Source organism: Roseibium sp. (genome assembly GCF_965233565.1).
Lineage (GTDB): Bacteria > Pseudomonadota > Alphaproteobacteria > Rhizobiales > Stappiaceae > Roseibium.
Genome location: NZ_OZ247494.1, coordinates 85986 through 106301, shown reverse-complemented (window position 1 = coordinate 106301; position 20316 = coordinate 85986). Strand labels below are relative to the sequence as shown.

Genomic DNA, 20316 nt, shown 5'->3' with positions numbered 1-20316 from the left:
TGTCCCCCTTAGCGTGCCGTCTCACTGACTGGCCGTCAGTTTTGAGCAAGTCTCCCGCCTGCCGCGGCTTGTTGTTTAAGTTCTTCATCCCGGATCAACAGGTCGACGGCGATGCCTGCGGCAATCGCTGCCGGTTGTTTTGATTTGAGTGCCGTCACCCCGACCGGACAGATCATGTTTGCAATCAGCGCTTCGTCCAGTCCCCGCGATTTCAGGCGATTGCGGAACCGGGCCCGTTTGGTCGCGGACCCGATGACCCCACAATAGGCAAAGCGTTGCAGTAGCAAGGCACGTGCCATGATGTCCTCATCAAGCGCGTGCGAATGGGTCATGGCCAATACAAAGGCATCGGCGGGAGCCCGGTCGAGCTCTACCGCCGGATCGGTCGCCGCAATCTTGCGGGTATTGGCCGGAACCGGGCCGGGAAACTGCTCTTTCCGACTGTCTATCCAGGTGACTTCGAACGGTTGCTGGGCTAACGCCAGGACCAGAGCCTTGCCGACATGGCCCGCCCCGAACAGAAACAGCGGCCGTCGCCATTCGCCAAACCGCTCGACCAGCAGTTCGGCGCCGCTTTTTTGATCAGTGTGCAGCAAAAAAGGACTGTTCGCCGACTGATCCAGCACCCGCCTGGGGCCTATAGCACCGTCTGTTGCCACAGCCTGTGTGGTAAACGGACTGCCGCCTGCTTCCAGCTCCGCCAGCCTGCGCACCTCGTCCCGTTTTTCCTGCGTGAAGACTTCAACGGCAATTCTGGCGCGGCCACCACAACATTGACCGAGGTCGGGACCGAGAGAGACTGTCTGCAGCGAGAAACAGGATCTGCCGATTTTGGCAGCTCGTGCCGCCTTGCGAATGATTTCAAACTCCAGCGTACCGCCGCCAATGGTGCCATGAAAGGACATATCGGCGGCAATCACCATGCGCGCTCCGGCTTCTCGCGGCGTCGAGCCGTCGACACGGGCAACCGTCACCAGCGCGCAAGGTTCGCCGCGATCCAGACAAGCAGCAATGTGCGTCCAGGTTCGCATCAGCCGGTTTTCCTCCGCCGCATGTCCTGAACCGCCCGCATGATCGCCTCGGGGGTCGCCGGCGCATCCAGATTGGGGACTTCACCAGGAACCAGGCTCGCAACTGCATCGTTGATGGCACAGAAAACCGCATTGGCCAGCATGACAGGCGGTTCGCCGACGGCCTTGGACCGGTAGACCGTTGCCTGCGGGTTGCCGCTGCCCTCATAAAGGTCAACGGTAAACGCCTCCGGAATGTCGGATGCGGTCGGGATCTTGTAGGTGCTGGGCGCGTGCGTGCGCAGGCGTCCTTCTTCGTCCCAGACCAGTTCTTCTGTCGTCAGCCAGCCCATGCCCTGGACGAAACCGCCTTCGATCTGTCCAAGGTCGATTGCCGGGTTCAGGGAATGGCCGACATCATGCAGGATATCGACACGGTCGACCGTCATTTCACCGGTCATCGTATCGATGGTGACCTCGGCACAGGCGCCGCCAAAGGCGAAGTAGAAAAACGGGCGGCCGGTGGCGCTGTCCCGGTCCCAGGTGATGCCGGGCGTTGCGTAGAACCCAGCGTGAGACATCTGGATCCGGGCCATGTGGGCCAGCTTGGCGACTTCGGCGAGCGTGAAAGCCTGATCGCCGATCAGAACCTTGTTGTCGCCAAAATGAATGGCTTCCGGCCCGCATTGATGCTGTTCACAAAGGAAGGTGATCAGGCGGTTCTTGATTTCCCTGGCCGCAATCTTGGCGGCCATGGCATTCAGATCGGTGCCGGAGGAGGCAGCCGTCGGGGCCGTGTTCGGCACCTTTGAGGTGTTGGTCGCGGTGATGCGTACCTTGTCGAGCGTGATGCCGAACTCCTCGGCCACAACCTGGGCAACCTTCTGGTAAAGCCCCTGCCCCATCTCCGTGCCGCCATGGTTCAGATGAACGGATCCGTCGGTATAAAGATGCACCAGGGCGCCGGCCTGGTTCAGATGTTTCAGCGTGAAGGAAATGCCGAACTTGACCGGTGTCAGGGCCAGCCCCTTTTTGAGGACGGCGTTTTCCGCATTGAAGCTATTGATCGCTTCGCGCCGCTCCCAATAGTTCGAGCTGGTTTCCAGCTGCGCGATCAGGTCGTGCATGACCTCATATTCTTCCACCGGCATGCCATAGGGCGTCAGGTTCCGCTCACCGTCATAGAAATTCAGCTTGCGGATCTCGAGCGGGTCCTTGCCAAGGCGGATCGCGATGGCATCGATCATGCGTTCGGCTGCCAGCATGCCTTGCGGACCGCCGAAGCCGCGGAAGGCGGTGTTGGAACAGGTGTCCGTGCGCAGGCGCCGGGACCGGATCAGGGCATCCGGGTAGAAATAGCTGGAATCGGCATGAAACAGCGTCCTGTCATTGACGCCAAGAGACAGGTCCACCGAATAGCCGCACCTTGACAGAAACTCCATGTCGACGGCCCGGATACGGCCTTCGCTGTTGTGACCGACCTTCCAGTTGACTTTGAAATCATGCCGTTTGCCGGTCATGATCATGTCGTCGTCCCGGTCGAGACGCAGTTTGCAGGTTCGGCCGGTCTTGCAGGCCGCAAGCGCTGCAAGGGCGGCCCACTGGTTGGCCTGCGATTCCTTGCCGCCAAAACCGCCGCCCATGCGGCGCACTTCCGCCGTTATGGCCGCGTCCGGGACACCGAGCACCTTGGCAACCGTGTGCTGGATTTCGGTCGGATGCTGGGTCGAGGAATGGACCAGCATGCCGCCATCTTCCTGCGGCTGGGCCATGGCGACCTGGCCTTCCAGATAAAAATGCTCCTGGCCTCCGATCCTCATGGAGCCCGACTGGATCTCTTCGGCCGCATTCATGCCCGTTTCCGGCGAACCGCGACGGAACTGGTAGTCCGGCAAGACCGTGGTGTCAGCATCAACGGCGTCGTCCGCGGTCAGGATCGGCGTGATGGGCGTGATGTCTATCTTTGCCTTGAGCGCAGCTTTCCGGGCTGCCTCGCGCGTTTCGGCGACCACCGCAAAAACCACCTGGCCATAAAACAGGATGTCGTCTGTCGCCAGAACCGGGTCATCGCCGAAGGCCGAAGAACAATCGTTGGTGCCGGGAACATCGGCAGCCGTCAGAACCGCAATCACGCCAGGTGAGTTGACGACATCTTCAAGGTCTACCGACTGGACGCGGCCGCGGACCGCGCTTCGACACCAGCCCGGAACCACGTGCAGCGTGTCGAGGGGCTCCACCATGTCGTCGATATAGGTGGCGGTACCCGAGACATGTTTTTCCGCGCTGTCATGCGGCAAGGCCTTGCGCACGGTTTTGAGCGGTGCGGTCATCTCGTTCGGGTCAAGCGGCGCGGTCATTGCCAGCCTCCCGTTGTGCCAGAACCCTGATCTGTCCGGGTGGCGTGCCGCTCATCTCCATCAGCGCCTTTGCCAGCAAGGCGCGGGCCGTTTCCATGCGATACTCAGCGCTCGCCCGCATATCGGTCAAAGGGGTGAAATCGCTCAAGAGCGCCTGCATCGCCTCACCCCAGGTCGACGGATCTTCCAGGGATGCGCCCTTCAAGGCAGCTTCGGCACCCGGTGCGCGCTTCGGCGTGCCGGCCATGCCGCCATAGGCAATGCGGGCATCCGAAATCGTTCCCGCCTCGTCGACCGTCAGCCTGAAAGCGCCCATGACGGAAGAGATATCCTGATCGAAGCGCTTGGATATCTTGTAACACCGGAAAGCCTGATTGGCAGACAGGCGGGGGACAAACAGACCGGTGACGAATTCCCCGGTGCTTCGGTCCTGCTTGCCGTAGTCGATAAAAAATTCCTCGATGGGCAAGGCGCGAGACGTTTCGGCAGAGCTGAGTTCAAGCGTGGCACCAAGTGCAATCAGCGCCGGAGGCGTATCGCCGATGGGAGACCCGTTGGCGATGTTGCCACCCACGGTGCCGGACGCCCTCACCTGCTTGGAACCAATCCGCCGCCACAATTCACCAAGATCTTCGGCGATCCCGGTCATCGCCTGTTCCGTTGCCTGATATGTTGCCGTCGCGCCGATCAGGACGCCGGACGGACTGTCCTCGACCCGCTCAAGCCCCTCGACCCGGCCAAGCCAGATCATTTTCGGCAGGTCGCGCAGTTGTTTGGTGACCCAAAGGCCGACATCGGTCGCACCGGCGACCAGGGTCGCATCCGGGTGCTGGCCATAGAGCGCCGCCAACCCGTCGAGCGTCGCCGGTGCCGAGAAGAACCGGTCGCTGTCCCCGATAAAAACATCGCGCCCGTCTGCAAGACGCCGCAAGTGTTCCCGCGTGTCCTTGGCGCGCCAGGAAAAGGCGTCGTCTGCCGCCTCGAAACAAGATTCCAGTGCCGCGTCGACGATCGGCCGGTAGCCGGTACACCGGCACAGGTTACCTGCCAGCCAATCGGTGACAGTCTTGCGGGATTTGCTCATGCCCTCGGCGTGATAGAGGGTGAACAGGCTCATGATGAAACCGGGGGTACAAAAGCCGCATTGGGACCCATGCAGTTCGACCATGGCCGCCTGAACGGGATGAAGCCGCCCGTCTTCGGCCAGATCTTCCACCGTCACCAGCTCGGCACCGTCGATCATGCCGAGCAGCTGGATGCAGCTGTTGACGGGCTGGTAAGTGAGCCGGCCGTCGACCAGGCGTCCGAGTGCAACGGTGCAGGCACCGCAATCTCCCTCGCCGCAGCCTTCCTTCGTGCCGGTTTCCCTGCGGCGCAGTCTCAGGTAGTCAAGCAGGGTTTCCGTTGGCCCGACGTCTTCGAGTTCGATGATTTTTCCGGCTTTTAGAAAACGGATCGTGTCACGCATCGGACAGTGCCTCCCTGCTGTTGGGAATGGCTTTGCCAGATTCGGAAGAAGAAGACAGCGCCGTTGCCGTCAGAAGGCACCGGTGTTCAGAACAAAGGCCGCAGGGCCGGTCCAGGGCAGTTTCCAGAACGTGCGTGTCAAAACGCGCCATTGACTGTCTCCCTCGTGCGGCACTCTGCCGCAAAACTGTCACAAAAAATGTGCCTTAAAAAATTCCGGAACCAAAGCGCTCATTTGAGACCGCTATGATGCCTATTTGGCATCAATCACCGGAAGTTGGTCTTTTAAGGCGAACACGGCATGGTCGAAGAACATACCTGGCGCGAGGGCCAGGGCTCTCAAGGAGGAGGTTACCACACACAGGCGATCTGCCTGAAGTGGCTTGTCAGTCAGAGGTTTGAAGATGAGTGCACCGGTCTCAAGCTCGTCCTCGCAGCCGATCCGCGTCTGGAAGCCGATAACCTGTTCTTCGCGCGCGAGGGCCCGCATCAGGCGCAGTGAATTTGCTTCAACGTAGGTGCGCGATACGCCGGGAATGCTTCTTCGAACCACATCGATCCGGGTTCTGAGGGAAAGACCTTCTGCCGGTAGAGCGACCGGAAACTTCAAACAATCGACCAGAGAGAGACTTGAAGCAGCGGCCAGAGGATGGTCCGGCCGCATCAGGGCACCGATAACCAGATCGTGGTGAAAGGAGATTGTCAGAGCCGAGGTTTCCGGCGGATCGAACGTGAAACCGACATCAGCCTCGGCTGCTTCGACCTTGCGCGCAGCTTCCTGCGACGACGAGATTGCAACGTTCACGTGGATGCCCGGGTAACGCCGCCGGAAGCCGCTGATCACCGCCGGCAGAAGTTTCTCCGCCACGCTTTCCACGCTGGCAATCGACACGGTGCCGCGGCGCAGCCCTTTCAATGCATCCAGTTCGGCAACTGTTCCTTCAAAGTCCGAGAAGGTCCGGCGTGTGTGTGCAAGGAGGAGTTCACCCGCCTGGGACAGGCGCAGGCGTCTCCCGACCCGGTCGAACAGTTGCAATCCGAGGGCTTCCTCGAGCCAGAGGATTTGTCGATTGACGGCGGAAGACGCAACGTTGAGTTCGCGCGACGCTGCTCTGATGGACCCTGCTTCCGCAACGGCCAGAAAGTAGCGCATGGCCGGGCTATAAAGATTGCGCGAGAGATCCTGGGCCCGGCCTGTCAACATCGTGGGTTGGGCCTTATGGGATGAGAACGGTGGTGCCGGTGGTCTTGCGGCCTTCAAGGTCCAGATGCGCCTGCTTCGCATCCGCAAGACGGTATTCCTGATTGACCTCGATCTTGACGATTCCCTTTTGCACGACATCGAAAAGTTCGCCTGCCGTCGCCTCAAGGTCTTCTCGTGTCGCAATGTAGTTGAAGAGCGTCGGCCGCGTTGCGAAGAGAGACCCCTTTTGAGCCAGAAGGGCCAGGTTGAAGTCGGTGATCGGTCCGGAGGACTGGCCAAAGCTGACCCAGAGGCCACGCGGTTTCAGGCAGTCAAGCGATCCTGGATAGGTGTCCTGGCCAACGCTGTCATAGACAACGTCGCAGCCTTTGCCTCCGGTTATCTCCCTGACCCGTTCGACAAAATCTTCGGTGCGGTAGTTGATCATTTGCTGGTAGCCGTGGGCCTTGGCCAGCTCGATCTTTTCTTCCGATCCGGCCGTGCCGATGACGGTGGCGCCGAGATGGGCCGCCCACTGGCCGGCAATCAGACCGACACCGCCGGCAGCCGCGTGAAACAGAAGTGTTGTCTGCGAGCCAACGCGGAAAGTCTGGCGCAGGAGGTATTGGGCGGTCATGCCCTTCAGCATCATACCGGCCGCTGTTCTGTCATCGATGCCCTCCGGTATAACCACCAGACGGTCTGCCGGTACGATGCGTTCCTGCGCATAAGCGCCAAGAGGCCCGACATAGGCAACACGATCACCGGGTTTCAGATGCTTGACACCCTCGCCAACGGTCTGGACCAGACCAGCTCCTTCGTTGCCGGGGCTGAAGGGCGTGCCGTTCGGTGCCGGATAAAGACCTGAACGGAAGTAGGTGTCGATAAAATTGAGCCCGATCGCGGTGTGCCTGATGCGGGCTTCGCCGGGGCCTGGTTCACCAACATCGACGCGCTCCCAGCGCATGACATCCGGTCCGCCTGTTTCGTGCACACAGATCGCTTGAACCATCTTCTTCCCCGGTCCTGTTGGTTTGATGCGCGGCTGACCGACTGTCAGCCTCGAACCGAAACCATAGAGATTTCATTGAAGTCAGAAAAGGCCGTGACTGAAGGAACTGTTTGGCGAAAAACAAACAGGTTTTCGCCAAGAAGGCATGACAGCCGTTTTCAAATGGTGGTCAGTCGACCCGATCAAGCAGTTGCTGAACCGCGGACACGAGGAAAAGGTAGAAGCTCGCCACGGTGAAGACGGTCGCAATGGGTCCTTCGAGCGTCATGCCGTTCAGGATGGCATAGGCGGCAAGCCCCATCCACAGGAGCGTGACGGGCAAGGTCAGCCAACGCCAGCGGCGAACGCGGACCGGGTGAACGAACCGGATCGGGGCAAAGGTCAGTGCGCAGCACAGAAGGACAAAGCCGATGGTGAAGGCTTCTGACGGTGACAGAACCATCAGGCCGAAAACAACCATGTTCCATCCGGCCGGAAATCCCTTGAAGGATCCGTCCGGCGTCTTCATGCCGTTGTCGGCGAAATAGAGCGCACCGGTAAAGACAACGAGGCCACCGCAGATCCAGTTCCACGGCGAGGACAGCATCAAGCTCCAGGAGAGCGCGAATGCCGGCAGGAACACATAGGTGGCATAGTCGATCACGAAGTCGAGCGACGCACCGGACCAGCGCGGAAGACGTTCGGCAATGTTGAAGCGTCGGGCCAGCGGCCCGTCAATGCCGTCAACAAGAAAGGCCAGACCAAGCCAGGCGAACATTTCCGCCCAGTTGCCCTGCGCGCCGGCAAGAAGGGCAACAAGCGCAATCGGGGCTCCGGACGCCGTCAGGATGTGAATCAGGAACAGAGCGGGCTATGTTCTTTCTTTGCCTGGCGTAAAGTCCGTCACGGTGTCCTCATTTCCAAGAATCTTGCGCATCACTTCGATACGTTAGCGCTTCTACCGGCGTGAGGTACACTTCTGCACGTCATTCACACAGGCGCTGACACGGTCATGTATTGCAATCGTATGACAGTGTGAACCGAAAAAACAGTCCCGGGAGGCTCGGGCGGCAAATTAAACTGACAAATGTCCGGACATGAGCAGAAATGTCAGGAAACCGGACCACAGCAACAGCCCCGCCCCGATGACGTAGGGAAGCCAACGGCTCGGGAACGTCTTTTCGATCGCCATCAAGCTGCCTAAGAGTGCGATCCAGATGATGTTCATCAGACCAACTGCGAACATGAGTGTCATGACGGCCCAGCAGCAGCCGAGACAGGCCCAGCCCTGAACGAGGCCTTCCCGGTAGCCGTGACCGGTGCCGGGATGCACCCGCCCCTCTGTGAAGGCCCAGCGGGGATACCAGCATCTTTGCAGGCAGAAGTGTTTTGAGGGCGTGAACTGGTAAAGTCCTGCGGCGAAGAGGACGGAAATCGTGAGCGCAAGCGTGGCAGGCGCCATCATGTCGGTGAGCGCACCAGCACGGGACAGCAACCATTGCGCAAATGTGGCCAGCAGCGCATATCCAAGCCAGATGGTCAGATAACCGCACGCCGCAGCAAGCGTTGCCGATACAGGTTGCGTAGCAGAACCCGTTTTGAGAGAGATCTCGGAAAAGTACTTTCTCAACATCGGCACGGCCGTCGGCAGCATCATGGCCAGGGCCATCATGGCCCACATGAGAAAGATCTTCAGAAGGTCGGACGGCGTCATATCCGCTCCCGGCATGCCAAAGGTGCTTCCCGCAGGCAGACACAATGCGGCAAGGGCTGCCCGCGCTTCGGCCGGCAAGCCGGCGAACAGGTTGAAGGCATTGAAGAGGCCCATGCCCGGACCGGCTTCGCTCATGTCCATGGCTGGAACCATGTCTACCACCATGGCGGTCAGATAGCTCCAGCCGGCAAGGCTGAGCAGAACAACCAGCAACAGGACAACAGGCCACCCCCTTCCAGTCGGGGCTTCTGCGCGAAGGGTGCGACCCCTCGACAAGTGGCTGCTTGCTGGTGGCATTCAGTTGATCCGGATTAGTTGGAAAGACGCTCGCTCATTTTGTCCATTGTAGAGACACGTGCCGGAATCGGCTTTGATTTTTCTCATGTTTCGTTCCAGATCACCCGCCCGTCCACAACGCTTGCCTGCCTGCGTTTTTTGGTCTCGTTGCAATTGACACCAAAAGAAGCACATTTGGCCCAAACAGACCAAACACGGACAAAAGCCATGGCAAAGACGGATCGGCCCGACACTTATGACATCGCCATCGTCGGCGGAGGACCATCTGGCCGGATTGCGGCCCTCAGCCTGGCACAAGCCGGCTTCTCCTGTGTGCTTTTTGCACCGCCTTTGCAACGTCAGGACGGTCGCACCACGGCACTCTGGCAGCAATCGATCGATTTGCTGCGCGACATTGGCATCTGGACCGATATCGAAAGCAATGCGGTGTCCCTGAAAAAGATGCGCATGATTGACGGGACCAGACGTCTTCTCAGGGCACCCGAAGTGACGTTTGACAGCGCCGAACTTGGCATGGAAGAGTTTGGATTCAATATCTTGAACTCTGAACTTAATACTGTGCTTGAAAAAAAATGTGCCGATCAAGCGGACCTGACGGTTATATCTGAACCCGTTCAGTCTGCGGCGTTTGGTGCAGACCGCGTAACTTTGACAACGCGGTCCGGCATTGAGGTTGCAGCACGTTTGGGTGTCGCGGCCGATGGCCGCAATTCGGTCTTGAGAGAATTTGCGGGAATTGACGTAAAGCGCTGGTCGTACCCGCAGGTCGCTGTTGTGCTCAATCTCGAACACCGTCTGCCACACCAGCATGTTTCAACGGAATTTCACACAGAGACCGGTCCGTTCACGCTGGTGCCCCTGCCCGGTCGGCAATCGGCACTTGTTTGCGTCGAAACAGCCGAAGGTGCTGCAGCCCTGCTGAAGTTGGCGCCGAATGAGCTGGAACAGGAACTGGAACGGCGCTCCCATTCCGTTCTTGGGGCCTTCAAACTGGCCTCCGAGCCGCAAAGCTTTCCGCTCTCCGGGTTGAACGCCAGGAAGCTGGTTTCAGAACGCCTGGTGCTTCTGGGCGAGACGGCACATGTCTTTCCACCGATCGGCGCGCAAGGGCTGAACCTGTCCCTGCGCGATATTCTGGATCTAAAGTCGGTCCTGACAGGTGCCAGGGTGCGGCAATCCGATATCGGCTCCATGGCCGTTCTTTCCGGATACGAAACCAAGCGTATGGGCGATATCCGCACGCGCACCAACGCCGTTGATTTACTGAACCGGTCATTGCTGACCTCGTTTCTGCCCGTTCAGGCCGCGCGCAGCGTTGGCATGTATCTGGCGGGGCGCGTCGGTCCCTTGCGCCGGATACTGATGCGCGAAGGCATGACGCCGGGCAGCGCCTTCCGTCTTGGGCGTTGAGTGACATCCGCAGGACAGTCAGTTCTTTAAAGAAGAGCGTTTTTTCCGATGGTAGGTCAGCGCCATGGTGATCATCTGGCGCAGCTCATCTTCGGGCAGTGGATGGCCAAGCTGAAAATGCACGGATCGATCGCCGCCATAGGTGAATTGCGGAAAGAGCGCGCGCCATTCTGACACCAGCGAGGACTGGCAATTCACATAAAGCGCGAAGTCGCCAGCATCAGACTTGTCCCTGTCGATGCGGATGGTGGTGCCGGTTTTCGGGCGCGTGGTGAGATAACTCGGCTGGCCCCATTTGAGCGTTTCTTCAAGAACGCCGATGTCCTTGTTTTCGGCAGCGGTCTGCAGGATCAGGCTGCGCATTTGCAACAGAGCGGCCTTTATATCCTCCGGATAGCCATCAAGAAGGTTCATGACACTCGGATCGTCTTGCACGCCTCGGGCTCCCTTCCTTGTGTTCTTCAAGGTGACGTTTTGCGCCTGCCTGCGTCAACCCGTCGGCAGAAAGCCGCTTGTCAGAGCCCAGATAAACCCGGTGACCGTGATGATGGACACAGCCGTACCGATCAGGACGAAGCTGGATGCCCTTTGCACATAGGTTCCATATTGCTGCGCAATGACGAAGACATTGGTGGCCGGTGGCAGGCAGGACATCAAAACGGCGGTCGCCACCCAGCTCGGATCAAAGCCTCCCAGCCAGCTGAGCAGGAGAAAAACGAGTATAGGGTGCAGCACCAGTTTGATGCTCAGAACCAGGGGAAGTTCCAGTGGAACCCGTCCGATCGGACGCAGCGCAATATTCACGCCCATGGCAAAGAGCGCACAAGGGGCCGCGGCATTGCTGAGATACAACAACATGGTGTTGACCGCTTCCGGCGGTCTGAATTCCAGAGCTGCGGCCAGAACACCGGCAATGGTCGCAAGAATGAAAGGATGCGTGAAGATCCGGTAGCCGATCTTCTGAAGTGTTCGCAGGAAGCTTTCGTTGTCCGCCCCTGCCAGGGCCATCAACAGCGGTGCCAGGATGAACATGAGTGCATTGTCGAAAGCAAGGATGAGCGCGGTCGGCACCGTCGCCTGCTCCCCAAGTACAGCCAACGTCAGGCCCGGCCCCATGTAACCGACATTGGAATAGGCACCCGCGATCCCGAGAATGGTGGATTCGCCAATGCTGCCGCGTGTCGCGACCACGCCGATGCAGAAGGAAATGGCAAACACGATATAGGTGGTGAACGTCGTTGCGGCGACAAAGGATACATTGGCGAGCTGTTCGAACGGCGTTTCGGACAGCAGCCGGAAGAAAAGTGCCGGCAAAGCCAGGTAGACGACGAAAAAATTCATCCAGCTCAAGCCGGACTCCGGCAGGTTCCGAAACTTCCCGGCCGCAAACCCCAAAAGGATCAGACCGAAAAACGGGAGGGCCAGTGTGATGACGTCCTGCATGCGGCTTCCAAAATTCCTGCTTGCTCTGGTTCGGGAGTGGACGGCGTTGGCGCTTGCATCTTGCGCCGGGCTTGGATAAGGACGCGTGACCGCCGGTCAGCACGACCCGCATTCCAATCAGGTCTGGGCCTGCGCCGCAAGGGCTCAAAGGGGCCAAACCGGTGCTAATTTCCCCTTCTTTTTCGAAGGGGCTAAACGTGAGAGCAATCGTTTCCGATGTCCCGGAAATTAAGACAGCGCAAATACCCGCGGTTGACGGCTGCGCAAAACGTGGTGGAAGGCATTGCGCTGAGGAGCGCCATCTGGCTGTTCCGGCTGATACCTGTGGACGTGGCCTCCAAGGTCATGGGGACCTGTTGGAGATGGCTTGCGCCTTTTAATGCCCGCCATAAACGCGCGCTCGATCACCTCGAAAAAGCCTTTCCGGGCATGCCCGAGCAGGAGCGCGAGCGGATTGTGCGTGGCATGTGGGAAAATCTTGGACGTGTTGCGGCCGAGACCTTTCACATTGACCGCTTGCTGAAGCAGGATTTCCGGTTCGAGGCGATTGCCGACGAGACCACGGAAAAGGTTCTCAACGGCGAACAGGCCTGCCTGTTCGTGTCGTTTCACAGCGCGAACTGGGAGCTCTGCGTACAGCCGGCGGTTCGAAAGGGCCTGAATATCACCGGGGTTTACCAGGCGCTTCGCAACCCGGAAGCAGACAGGGCGCTCACATCCTTGCGCTCGGATCTTTACAAGGGCGGCTTGTTGTCAAAAAGCCACCAGACCGCGCGCAAGATCCTCTCGACTCTCAAGTCTGGCGGCGTCGTTGCCATGATGGGCGACCTGCGGGAAACGCGCGGCGTTCAGGTTCCGTTTTTTGATCGTCTGGCCTATGCCAACCCGGTGCCGGCTTCCCTTGCGCGGGCATGCAACGTCCCCATCGTGCTGGGGCGCGTAGTGCGAACGAAGGGTGTCAGGTTCCGGATCGAGGGCCGCACCATTTCCGTACCGGTTACCGATGACCGGCAGGCCGATATCGAGGCTGCAACTGCACAGATCCACACGATCTTCGAAAGCTGGATACGTGAACACCCAGACCAATGGATGTGGATCCACAAGAAGTGGGCGCCGCCCGGAAAAACCTCCGCACAGAAGCAGGCCCGACGCGCTGCTGCTGCCCAGGTTGCAAGCAGCGAGCAGGACTAGAAGCGTTCTGTATTGAACGGCGACTTGGCCTTTCGGGGGATGGTTGCAGCGCAGCATAGGCGTTATAGCTATCCGTTCGACAGGTGGAGGATAGCTGTTTCATGAAAACCCCAAGTGCATTTTACAAACCGCTTGCAATCGGTGCCCCTGCCCCTTTACGGGACCTGCCGGTAACGCTGGAACGGATGATCCACTTCGTGCCGCCGCATGTTGAAAAAATGCGGGCCAAGGTGCCGGACCTGATCAACAAGGTGGATGTGGTTCTGGGCAACCTGGAAGATGCGATCCCGGCCGAAGCCAAGACGGATGCGCGCCGGGGCTTTATTCAGCTGGCAAGCGAAAATGACTTCGGTTCGACCGGCCTCTGGACACGGGTCAATTGTCTGAACAGTCCCTGGTTTCTCGACGATCTTCTGGAAATCGTACCCGCAGTCGGTGACAAGCTGGATGTCGTCATGCTTCCCAAGGTCGAAGGGGCCTGGGACATCCACTATCTCGATCAGCTCCTGGCACAGCTGGAGGCGCGCTCCGGTATCGCAAAGCCGATCATGATCCACGCCATTCTGGAGACGGCAGAAGGCGTGAAGAATGTCGAGCAGATTGCTGCCGCCAGTCCGCGCATGCATGGCATGAGCCTTGGTCCGGCCGATCTGGCCGCCTCACGCGGCATGAAAACAACACGGGTTGGCGGCGGCCACCCCGACTATGCCGTGCTTTCCGACGCCAACCCCGACGGGGCCAGGACAGCATATCAGCAGGACCTTTGGCACTATACAGTCGGAAAAATGGTCGACGCGTGCCTGTCCTATGGGCTGAAGCCCTTTTATGGCCCTTTTGGCGACTTTGCCGATGCGGCCGCCTGTGAAAGCCAGTTCCGCAACGCTTTCCTGATGGGGTGTCTCGGCGCCTGGTCCCTGCATCCAAGCCAAATCGACATTGCCAAGAAGGTGTTTTCACCGGATCCGCAGGAGGTTGGCTTTGCAAAACGTATCCTGGAAGCGATGCCGGACGGCACCGGTGCGGTGATGATCGACGGCAAGATGCAGGACGATGCGACCTGGAAACAGGCGAAAGTTATCGTAGACCTTGCAAAACTGGTTGCATCAAAAGACACTGAACTTGCAGCGGTCTATGGTCTTTAGAATTTCGCAAGGCTCCGGCGTTACGGTTTAATGTTAGAACGCTTGCAAGCTGTCAGCCAAAACGGTATCCCGGCAGTGCATGCACTAAGCGGACGAAGAACCATGCGTACGGCTAAATTCAGAATTGGTCAGGTCGTCCGGCACCGTATCTACCCCTTTCGGGGCGTGATCTTCGATGTCGATCCGACCTTCAGCAATACCGAGGAATGGTGGAATGCCATCCCGGAAGACGTGCGCCCTCTGCGTGACCAGCCGTTTTATCATCTGCTCGCAGAAAACGAGGAAACTGAATACGTTGCCTATGTCAGCGAGCAGAATCTTGAGCCGGACATGACCGGCGAGCCCGTTCGCCATCCGCAGGTCGAAGAGATTTTCGAGGAACAGACAGACGGCTCTTATCTGCCGCGTAGCGTCGAAATTCACTGAAGGTCTTGACCCTTCAGCAAAAAAGGCCGGCTCCCGTTGGAGCCGGCCTTTTTCCTTTAGCTTTTCGAAGCCTTACTGATCAGCGTTCTGCGCATCAATCAGTTTCTGACGGGCTTCGTCGGCGCGTTTCTGCAATTCGCTCTGAAGCTCTTCCTGACGCTTCTGAAGTTCAGCCAGGTTCATCGGCTCGCCGTCATAGACCTTGGTGAATCCGATCAGGGTCATCTTGAAGACGATTTCTTTTGCCTGCTGGTTGTAAGGCGCGACAATCATTTCGCCGCCCTGCTTCATCGCGGCGATGAAGGTGTCGTCAATGGCCAGCTCCGCGTAGCAGGCATTAGGAGCACAGATGCTGTATTTGCCCTGGACCGGCTTGCTGTCGTCGATCTGAATGCGAACGCCCGGCTGGATCAAGACACCGGTCGGAACAGCAACCAAAAGTTTCTTGCGTGCCTCGCCAGCTGTCTCCTGAATTGCAATGTTGCTCAGGAACTGGCCGGTATTGGTGCGCAGCTCAATCGAAATGAAGCAGATTTCCTTCTGCGTATTGGGATTGGTGTTACACGCCTTCGTCCAAGGGCTTTTTTCTTCTTGGGCGATTGCGGGAGCACCTGCGAAAGAAGACAGGGCCACGAATGCGCCGGCTGCGCATCCGAACAATCCTCTTTTCAAAACACTCTTCATCGAAACGTCCTCAATCGTGCGTGTATGAAACATTCGCGTTGTTCTGATGCATTCCGGTAGCAACCGCAAGGCCCCATGGAACATTCGCTTCGTTAATCCATGGTAAGACACTGAATTTGGGCAAGAGGGTGGCCGATTTGCAACGCAGCCCCCTGCTTTCAAACAAATCTGAATATCTTGCTGATTGTTGCTTGCATCAGAGGCGTTTGCGTTAACCCTGTGATACCCTGAAAGCTGAGAATCAACGGAATCTCGGACGGTGGTTATGCGTTTTTCGATTGGTGCCAATCCTTTTTTCAAAGCTATTCGGAACGTTGCAGCGGTGACGTTCACGGCAGGCTCCGTGATGGCCTTGCCGTTTTTCGCGGCGCAGGCGGAGGAAGATACGCCCTGGGTTCACGCGATTTCCATGCATGGCACGCCGGCTCTCGAAGAAGGGCAACCGTTCCCTTATGCAAACCCAGACGCGCCGAAAGGCGGCACGATCACTCTGGGGGTACAAGGCACCTTCGACAGCCTGAACTCTTTCATTGTTCAGGGCGGCTGGACATCGGCGCGCGGCATGCGCGAGCGGGAGTTCGGCAACAACATTCTGGAAAGCCTGCTTGTGCGTTCCTATACTGAGCCGTTTTCGCTTTACGGCCTGCTGGCGCAGCGTGTGCGCATGCCCGACAGCCGCGAGTGGATCGAATTCGAACTCAATCCGGATGCGAGGTTCTCTGACGGGTCTCCGGTCACCGTTGAGGATGTGATCTTCTCTCTGGAAGTGATCGAGGCCAAGGGCCGGCCGCCTTATCGGAACTGGTATGCGGCCATCAAGGAGAAGCAAGTCACGGCCCCGAACCGCCTGAAACTCGTATTCGAGAACGGCGACAACAGGGAGCTGCCGCTGCTGATTTCGCTGGCACCGATCTTCTCGAAGAAGAACACCGATTTCGACACATTTGACAAGTCGACGCTTACACCACCAGTGGGGTCCGGACCTTACACGTTCAAGACGATCGAACCGGGCCGGCTCGTGGTCTATGAAAAGAACTCAGACTATTGGGCCAAGGATCTGCCGGTAAAGGCCGGGTTCGACAATTTCGATGAAATCCGGATCGAGTATTTCCGTGACGAAACCACGTTGCAGGAAGCCTTCAAGAAGGGCCTCGTAAACGCCCTCAAATTCCGCGATCCGGCCCGGTGGGCCAACGGGTTCGATTTCCCTGCCGCCCAGAACGGGGATGTAATTCAACGGGCCAAGCCGCTTGGCATTCCGGCGGCCATGCAGGGCATTGCCTTCAACACGCGGCGCGAGCAGTTTTCAGACGTCAACACACGCAAGGCCCTGCGCATGTTGTTTGACTTCAAGTGGGTGAATGAAAACCTTTATTACGGTCTCTACACGCGCACAGCGGGTTACTGGGACAATTCGGATTTGTCGTCGATCGGCCGGCCGGCCAGCGATCGCGAAAAGAAGCTTCTGGCGCCCTTCCCTGATGCCGTCGCCCCGGATGTGATGGCCGGCACCTGGCGTCCTGCTGACGCGGACGGATCCGGACAAGACCGGAAGGTGCTGCGTGAAGCGCTCAATGTGTTCGGCGAGGCCGGATATGGCCTGCAGGATCGCAAGCTGGTCCATAAGGAAACCGGCAAGGCGCTGACCTTCGAGATCCTCGCCAAGAACGAGGATGAGGAGAAACTGGCGCTCGCCTACATCAAGACGCTTGAGCTCCTGGGCATCGACGCAAGCGTGCGCAGTGTCGACCCGTCCCAGTTCGAGGATCGCCGAACGAAACGCGATTTCGATATGGTGTTCAACACCTGGTATGCCTCCCTCTCACCTGGAGCGGAGCAATATGGCCGCTGGTCGACGAAAGCGGCTGACACCGAAGGCTCGTTCAATTTCGTTGGCGCAAAGGAACCGGCCATCGATGCGTTGATCGACGAGATTGTGGCTGCTCGCAGCCGCGAGGACTTTGTGGACGCCGTTCGCGCTTTCGACCGCGTTCTCATCTCGGGTGCCTATGCGGTGCCGCTCTATCATGTATCGGACGACTGGGTTGCGTATTGGAAAGATGTCGTTCCGCCTCAGCAGGATTCCCTTTACGGGCACGAATTTGACACCTGGTGGTCAGCTGCTGCGGCCCAATAAACGGACCAATGGACGAAGAACAATATGAAAGCCACCCAAGAAAGCCTGAGCAAGGAGTATCATGAAAGCGGAGCCTGGTCCGATGTGCCGCTTGACGCGCTCTTTGGCAAGACGGCGGCAGAACATCCCGACCGGTTGGCACTGGTCGATGCCCCTGACCGCGAAACCTGGACAGGCGGCACGCCCAGACAGCTGACCTACGCCGAAGCAGACCGGGAAATCGATCGGCTGGCGGCGTTTTACAACACGGTTGGGCTGACGGCTGATCACGTCATCGGCGTGCAAGCCCCCAATACGGTTGATACGGTCATCGCCGTTTTAGCCGCCTTGCGGGCCGACTTGATTGTTTCGCCTCTGCCATTGCATTGGCGGCAAAAGAACGTACTGGAAGCCTTGAATTCCATCGGGGCGAAGGGGTTCATTGCCGCCGATCGCGTTGAAACCCGCGAAGTAGGCGCGGCGGCCCGGGACGTTGCTGCCGACCTGTTCTCTCTGCGCTTTGTCTTCGGGCTTGGCAAGGATGTCCCTGACGGCTTGATCGAACTTGGTCCCATGCTTGCCGAAATGGGCGACGACCTTCAGTTCTCGCCAAGCGAAAGACCCGACCCGGCCGACCATACCGCCACGATCTGCTGGAGCCGTAGCGGCGAGGAAAATGTTCCGGTTACGCGGTGTCACAATCATTGGACATCGGCGGCGCAGATGGTTGTTCATGAAGCGCATATCAAGGACGCCAGCACGGTGGTTCTGCCCTATTCGCTGAGTGGCCTGACCGGTCTGGGCGGCGGTCTTGTGCCCTGGCTTATGACTGGAGGCACACTGCATCTGCACCATCCGACCTCCCTTGCGAATCTCGCTGCACACGCCAATGAGGTCGATGCGGACGTGGTCATGACACCTGGCCCGCTTGCGCAGACCCTGGACCGCAAGCTGACCAATTCGAAAACGTCCCTGCTGGCTGCCTGGAACATTGCGGCGCCACATCCTACCACTTTCGTTGCGCGCAGACGTCTGGTCGACCTGCATCTTGCCGATGAATTCGCACTTGTTGCCAAGGCGCGTGGTCCTTCTGCCAAGATGAAACCAACAGCACTGGGAAAGCATAACGGGCCGAACGGGTGCGAGAGCGGGCCAGCCCTTCTGGAAATTGCAGTCACTGACGAAGTGGATGATCACCCCCCGACCCTGCTGGTGAAAGGACCCATGGTCCCGGAAGTCGGCTGGCGCACCATCAACGGAGACCAGCGGCGTGTTCGTTGGGAGGGGACCGGATATCTCAACACCAACATCAAGGTTGAACTGGTAGATGACGGTCTCGCCGGCTTCGGCATTCCCGGCCAATATGCGCTGGGAACCGGAAACCTTGAAACCATAGATCGGATCTACTCAAGCTATCCGGGGATTCGAGAAGCCGCCGCCTTCATCGTTGAAGACGCGGTTCTTGGTGCCCGCATGTATGCCGCTCTTGTTCCCGATCCCGGACATGTCCCTGACGCGGGTGCATTCTTTGCCTATCTGGATGCAGAAGGCGTAGACCTTGCCAAGATCCCCCATCGTGTGCTGATTTTACAGTCATTGCCACGCAACGACGATGGAACCATCTGCCGCGAGCGGTTGACCATGCGAACCCAGCGTCTGCCTGCAGCCGTGGCATAGTCGGGGACAGGGAATGGATGTAGAAACCTCGCTCTCCTGGCGCGGTCCTTACTGGTACGCCGGACGCCGGCCAAGGCGCAGCGGCAGCGGGGACGCTCCGGAAGATCTGGACGTATCGCTTCTGAAGATGTTTGACCGCGGGAGCCGACTTCCTCTGGCGCTGCCGGCGGCGGTCGTGGTTGATGTGGCGGAGCTGGAAGAGGGCCAGAAAACGGCTTTCTTTGAATGGCTGATGCCGCAGATCAGGAATCTCGTGTGCGAAGTCCCGTTCTATCTCCTCACGGGCAACGACGACCTCTTGCCGGACGGACTTCAGCCCACGGCGGTGATCGACCGGATCGTACCGGACGAAGTTCTCCTGATGCTGATTTGCATTCATCAGCGCGCGCTGCTGCGGTCTGATGAAGCACAGTTGCGCCGTCGGGTCTTCGGACGTATCCCCGGCTTCGGCTCCGCGCCGCATCATTCAGGGTCCAGCAGCCTGCTCGTTGTTGGCTTGAGCGGACGTTTTCTGGAATGGCAGGACGCCAGCGACCAGAAAGTCGAGGTTGTCGGCGCGTTTGATGGAAGCATGGCCGTCGAATTCATGTCCAAGCGGGCGTTCGACGCGGTTGTCATTGATGCGCCGTTTGATGATGCGATTGACTACATGCAACAGATCAGGCGGGACGCCCGGTTTGCCGGCCTTCCGGTCCTTGCGGTTTGTGAGCGCGAGGAAGATCTGGTGCTGCTGTTCCGGAACGGCGCCTCGGACGTTCTTGTTGGAGAGAACCGCAAGGAAACACTGGTCAAGCGCCTGAACGCCGCCATCCGTTTCGGCAAAAGGCGTCGCCTTGCAGACCGGGTGCTTGCAGAAAGCCATATGTGGCTGCGTCAGCAGGTCAATGTCGGCGGTCTGGGGGTTGAAGACTACACCACCTACCTGGAAGCCTGCAGCAACCAGCTGGCTGCAAGGGGCCTGGATCTCTGGGAGATGCGCCTTCAACCCGAAAATTTCGGCATCGAAGTCACCTCCCTGGACGAGCTTGAAGAAATCAACGCCACTTTGTTGTCGATCGCTGATGCGACCAGCCGTGACGAGGATCTTGTGTGCCTCATTCGCGACGTCGGTCCCGTTGCAGTTCTGAAAAACGAAGCCGGTACCACGCGTCTGCAAAAACGGATCAACTCGATTTTGACCCATACAGTGCTCTAAACCAGCGCAAATC

At 58.7% G+C, this 20316-nt stretch carries 17 protein-coding genes; 7 read left to right on the top strand and 10 right to left on the bottom strand.

The window, feature by feature from the left end:
* Positions 1-35: 35 nt before the first annotated feature.
* The 7 genes from xdhC to ACO6TG_RS00390 form a co-directional block, all read right to left on the bottom strand.
* The gene (gene xdhC / locus ACO6TG_RS00420; protein WP_422376390.1) at positions 36-1031 is read right to left on the bottom strand and encodes a xanthine dehydrogenase accessory protein XdhC; all 996 of its coding nucleotides are present in this window, start codon (positions 1029-1031) and stop codon (positions 36-38) included.
* The gene (gene xdhB / locus ACO6TG_RS00415) at positions 1031-3367 is read right to left on the bottom strand and encodes a xanthine dehydrogenase molybdopterin binding subunit (protein WP_422376389.1); all 2337 of its coding nucleotides are present in this window, start codon (positions 3365-3367) and stop codon (positions 1031-1033) included. The genes xdhC and xdhB overlap by 1 nt, the downstream gene beginning before the upstream one ends.
* The gene (xdhA, locus tag ACO6TG_RS00410) at positions 3351-4835 is read right to left on the bottom strand and encodes a xanthine dehydrogenase small subunit (RefSeq protein ID WP_422376388.1); all 1485 of its coding nucleotides are present in this window, start codon (positions 4833-4835) and stop codon (positions 3351-3353) included. Before xdhA ends, xdhB begins: the two co-directional genes overlap by 17 nt.
* Before the next feature lie 252 nt (positions 4836-5087).
* The gene (locus ACO6TG_RS00405; protein ID WP_422376387.1) at positions 5088-6038 is read right to left on the bottom strand and encodes a LysR family transcriptional regulator; all 951 of its coding nucleotides are present in this window, start codon (positions 6036-6038) and stop codon (positions 5088-5090) included.
* A gap of 13 nt (positions 6039-6051) precedes the next feature.
* A complete protein-coding gene (locus ACO6TG_RS00400) occupies positions 6052-7029 on the bottom strand; it encodes a quinone oxidoreductase family protein (RefSeq protein WP_422376386.1) in 978 nt (325 codons plus the stop codon).
* A gap of 169 nt (positions 7030-7198) precedes the next feature.
* Entirely contained in the window at positions 7199-7786 is a 588-nt protein-coding gene (locus ACO6TG_RS00395) for a CDP-alcohol phosphatidyltransferase family protein (RefSeq protein WP_422376385.1), read from the bottom strand.
* Between the two features lie 297 nt (positions 7787-8083).
* Entirely contained in the window at positions 8084-8935 is an 852-nt protein-coding gene (locus tag ACO6TG_RS00390) for a DUF2182 domain-containing protein (protein ID WP_422376384.1), read from the bottom strand.
* Between the two features lie 291 nt (positions 8936-9226).
* Between ACO6TG_RS00390 and ACO6TG_RS00385 the strand changes: the two genes are divergently transcribed.
* The gene (locus ACO6TG_RS00385) at positions 9227-10429 is read left to right on the top strand and encodes a UbiH/UbiF family hydroxylase (protein WP_422376383.1); all 1203 of its coding nucleotides are present in this window, start codon (positions 9227-9229) and stop codon (positions 10427-10429) included.
* An 18-nt stretch (positions 10430-10447) separates the two neighbouring features.
* Here ACO6TG_RS00385 and ACO6TG_RS00380 read toward each other — a convergent pair whose 3' ends face one another.
* Entirely contained in the window at positions 10448-10864 is a 417-nt protein-coding gene (locus ACO6TG_RS00380; protein WP_422376382.1) for a DUF1801 domain-containing protein, read from the bottom strand.
* A gap of 54 nt (positions 10865-10918) precedes the next feature.
* Positions 10919-11872, bottom strand: a complete 954-nt coding sequence (locus tag ACO6TG_RS00375) for an AEC family transporter (RefSeq protein ID WP_422376381.1) — start codon at positions 11870-11872, stop codon at positions 10919-10921.
* Positions 11873-12088: 216 nt separating this feature from the next.
* On the opposite strand from ACO6TG_RS00375, the gene ACO6TG_RS00370 reads away from it, so the two are divergent.
* The 3 genes from ACO6TG_RS00370 to hspQ all read left to right on the top strand — a co-directional run bounded on the left by ACO6TG_RS00370 (position 12089) and on the right by hspQ (position 14631).
* Positions 12089-13063 (top strand): lysophospholipid acyltransferase family protein, encoded by a 975-nt coding sequence (locus tag ACO6TG_RS00370; RefSeq protein ID WP_422376380.1) that lies wholly within the window; start codon positions 12089-12091, stop codon positions 13061-13063.
* Positions 13064-13164: 101 nt separating this feature from the next.
* Complete coding sequence (locus ACO6TG_RS00365; RefSeq protein ID WP_422376379.1) at positions 13165-14205, top strand: HpcH/HpaI aldolase/citrate lyase family protein; 1041 nt, start codon at positions 13165-13167, stop codon at positions 14203-14205.
* Positions 14206-14307: 102 nt separating this feature from the next.
* Positions 14308-14631, top strand: a complete 324-nt coding sequence (gene hspQ / locus ACO6TG_RS00360) for a heat shock protein HspQ (protein WP_094070739.1) — start codon at positions 14308-14310, stop codon at positions 14629-14631.
* Between the two features lie 72 nt (positions 14632-14703).
* On the opposite strand, the gene ACO6TG_RS00355 is transcribed toward hspQ, so the two are convergent.
* A complete protein-coding gene (locus ACO6TG_RS00355) occupies positions 14704-15648 on the bottom strand; it encodes an invasion associated locus B family protein (RefSeq protein WP_422376378.1) in 945 nt (314 codons plus the stop codon).
* Here ACO6TG_RS00355 and ACO6TG_RS00350 point away from each other — a divergent pair.
* The 3 genes from ACO6TG_RS00350 to ACO6TG_RS00340 are packed head-to-tail and all read left to right on the top strand — an operon-like array spanning position 15638 to position 20303.
* Positions 15638-17452, top strand: coding sequence for an extracellular solute-binding protein (locus ACO6TG_RS00350; protein ID WP_422376377.1), 1815 nt, complete (start codon positions 15638-15640; stop codon positions 17450-17452). The genes ACO6TG_RS00355 and ACO6TG_RS00350 overlap by 11 nt on opposite strands.
* Before the next feature lie 24 nt (positions 17453-17476).
* Positions 17477-19108 carry an AMP-binding protein gene (locus ACO6TG_RS00345; RefSeq protein ID WP_422376376.1) on the top strand — a complete coding sequence of 544 codons (1632 nt, stop codon included), beginning with the start codon at positions 17477-17479 and terminating at the stop codon, positions 19106-19108.
* A gap of 13 nt (positions 19109-19121) precedes the next feature.
* Positions 19122-20303 carry a hypothetical protein gene (locus ACO6TG_RS00340; protein ID WP_422376375.1) on the top strand — a complete coding sequence of 394 codons (1182 nt, stop codon included), beginning with the start codon at positions 19122-19124 and terminating at the stop codon, positions 20301-20303.
* The last annotated feature ends 13 nt before the right edge of the window (positions 20304-20316 follow it).

What these genes read in the sequence shown, in the direction of transcription:
- xdhC (WP_422376390.1), bottom strand. Translation starts at nt 1,031, where the DNA reads ATGCGAACCTGGACGCACATTGCTGCTTGTCTGGATCGCGGCGAACCT.
- xdhB (WP_422376389.1), bottom strand. Translation starts at nt 3,367, where the DNA reads ATGACCGCGCCGCTTGACCCGAACGAGATGACCGCACCGCTCAAAACC.
- xdhA (WP_422376388.1), bottom strand. Translation starts at nt 4,835, where the DNA reads ATGCGTGACACGATCCGTTTTCTAAAAGCCGGAAAAATCATCGAACTC.
- ACO6TG_RS00405 (WP_422376387.1), bottom strand. Translation starts at nt 6,038, where the DNA reads ATGTTGACAGGCCGGGCCCAGGATCTCTCGCGCAATCTTTATAGCCCG.
- ACO6TG_RS00400 (WP_422376386.1), bottom strand. Translation starts at nt 7,029, where the DNA reads ATGGTTCAAGCGATCTGTGTGCACGAAACAGGCGGACCGGATGTCATG.
- ACO6TG_RS00395 (WP_422376385.1), bottom strand. Translation starts at nt 7,786, where the DNA reads ATGTTCGCCTGGCTTGGTCTGGCCTTTCTTGTTGACGGCATTGACGGG.
- ACO6TG_RS00385 (WP_422376383.1), top strand. Translation starts at nt 9,227, where the DNA reads ATGGCAAAGACGGATCGGCCCGACACTTATGACATCGCCATCGTCGGC.
- ACO6TG_RS00375 (WP_422376381.1), bottom strand. Translation starts at nt 11,872, where the DNA reads ATGCAGGACGTCATCACACTGGCCCTCCCGTTTTTCGGTCTGATCCTT.
- ACO6TG_RS00370 (WP_422376380.1), top strand. Translation starts at nt 12,089, where the DNA reads ATGTCCCGGAAATTAAGACAGCGCAAATACCCGCGGTTGACGGCTGCG.
- ACO6TG_RS00365 (WP_422376379.1), top strand. Translation starts at nt 13,165, where the DNA reads ATGAAAACCCCAAGTGCATTTTACAAACCGCTTGCAATCGGTGCCCCT.
- hspQ (WP_094070739.1), top strand. Translation starts at nt 14,308, where the DNA reads ATGCGTACGGCTAAATTCAGAATTGGTCAGGTCGTCCGGCACCGTATC.
- ACO6TG_RS00345 (WP_422376376.1), top strand. Translation starts at nt 17,477, where the DNA reads ATGAAAGCCACCCAAGAAAGCCTGAGCAAGGAGTATCATGAAAGCGGA.
- ACO6TG_RS00340 (WP_422376375.1), top strand. Translation starts at nt 19,122, where the DNA reads ATGGATGTAGAAACCTCGCTCTCCTGGCGCGGTCCTTACTGGTACGCC.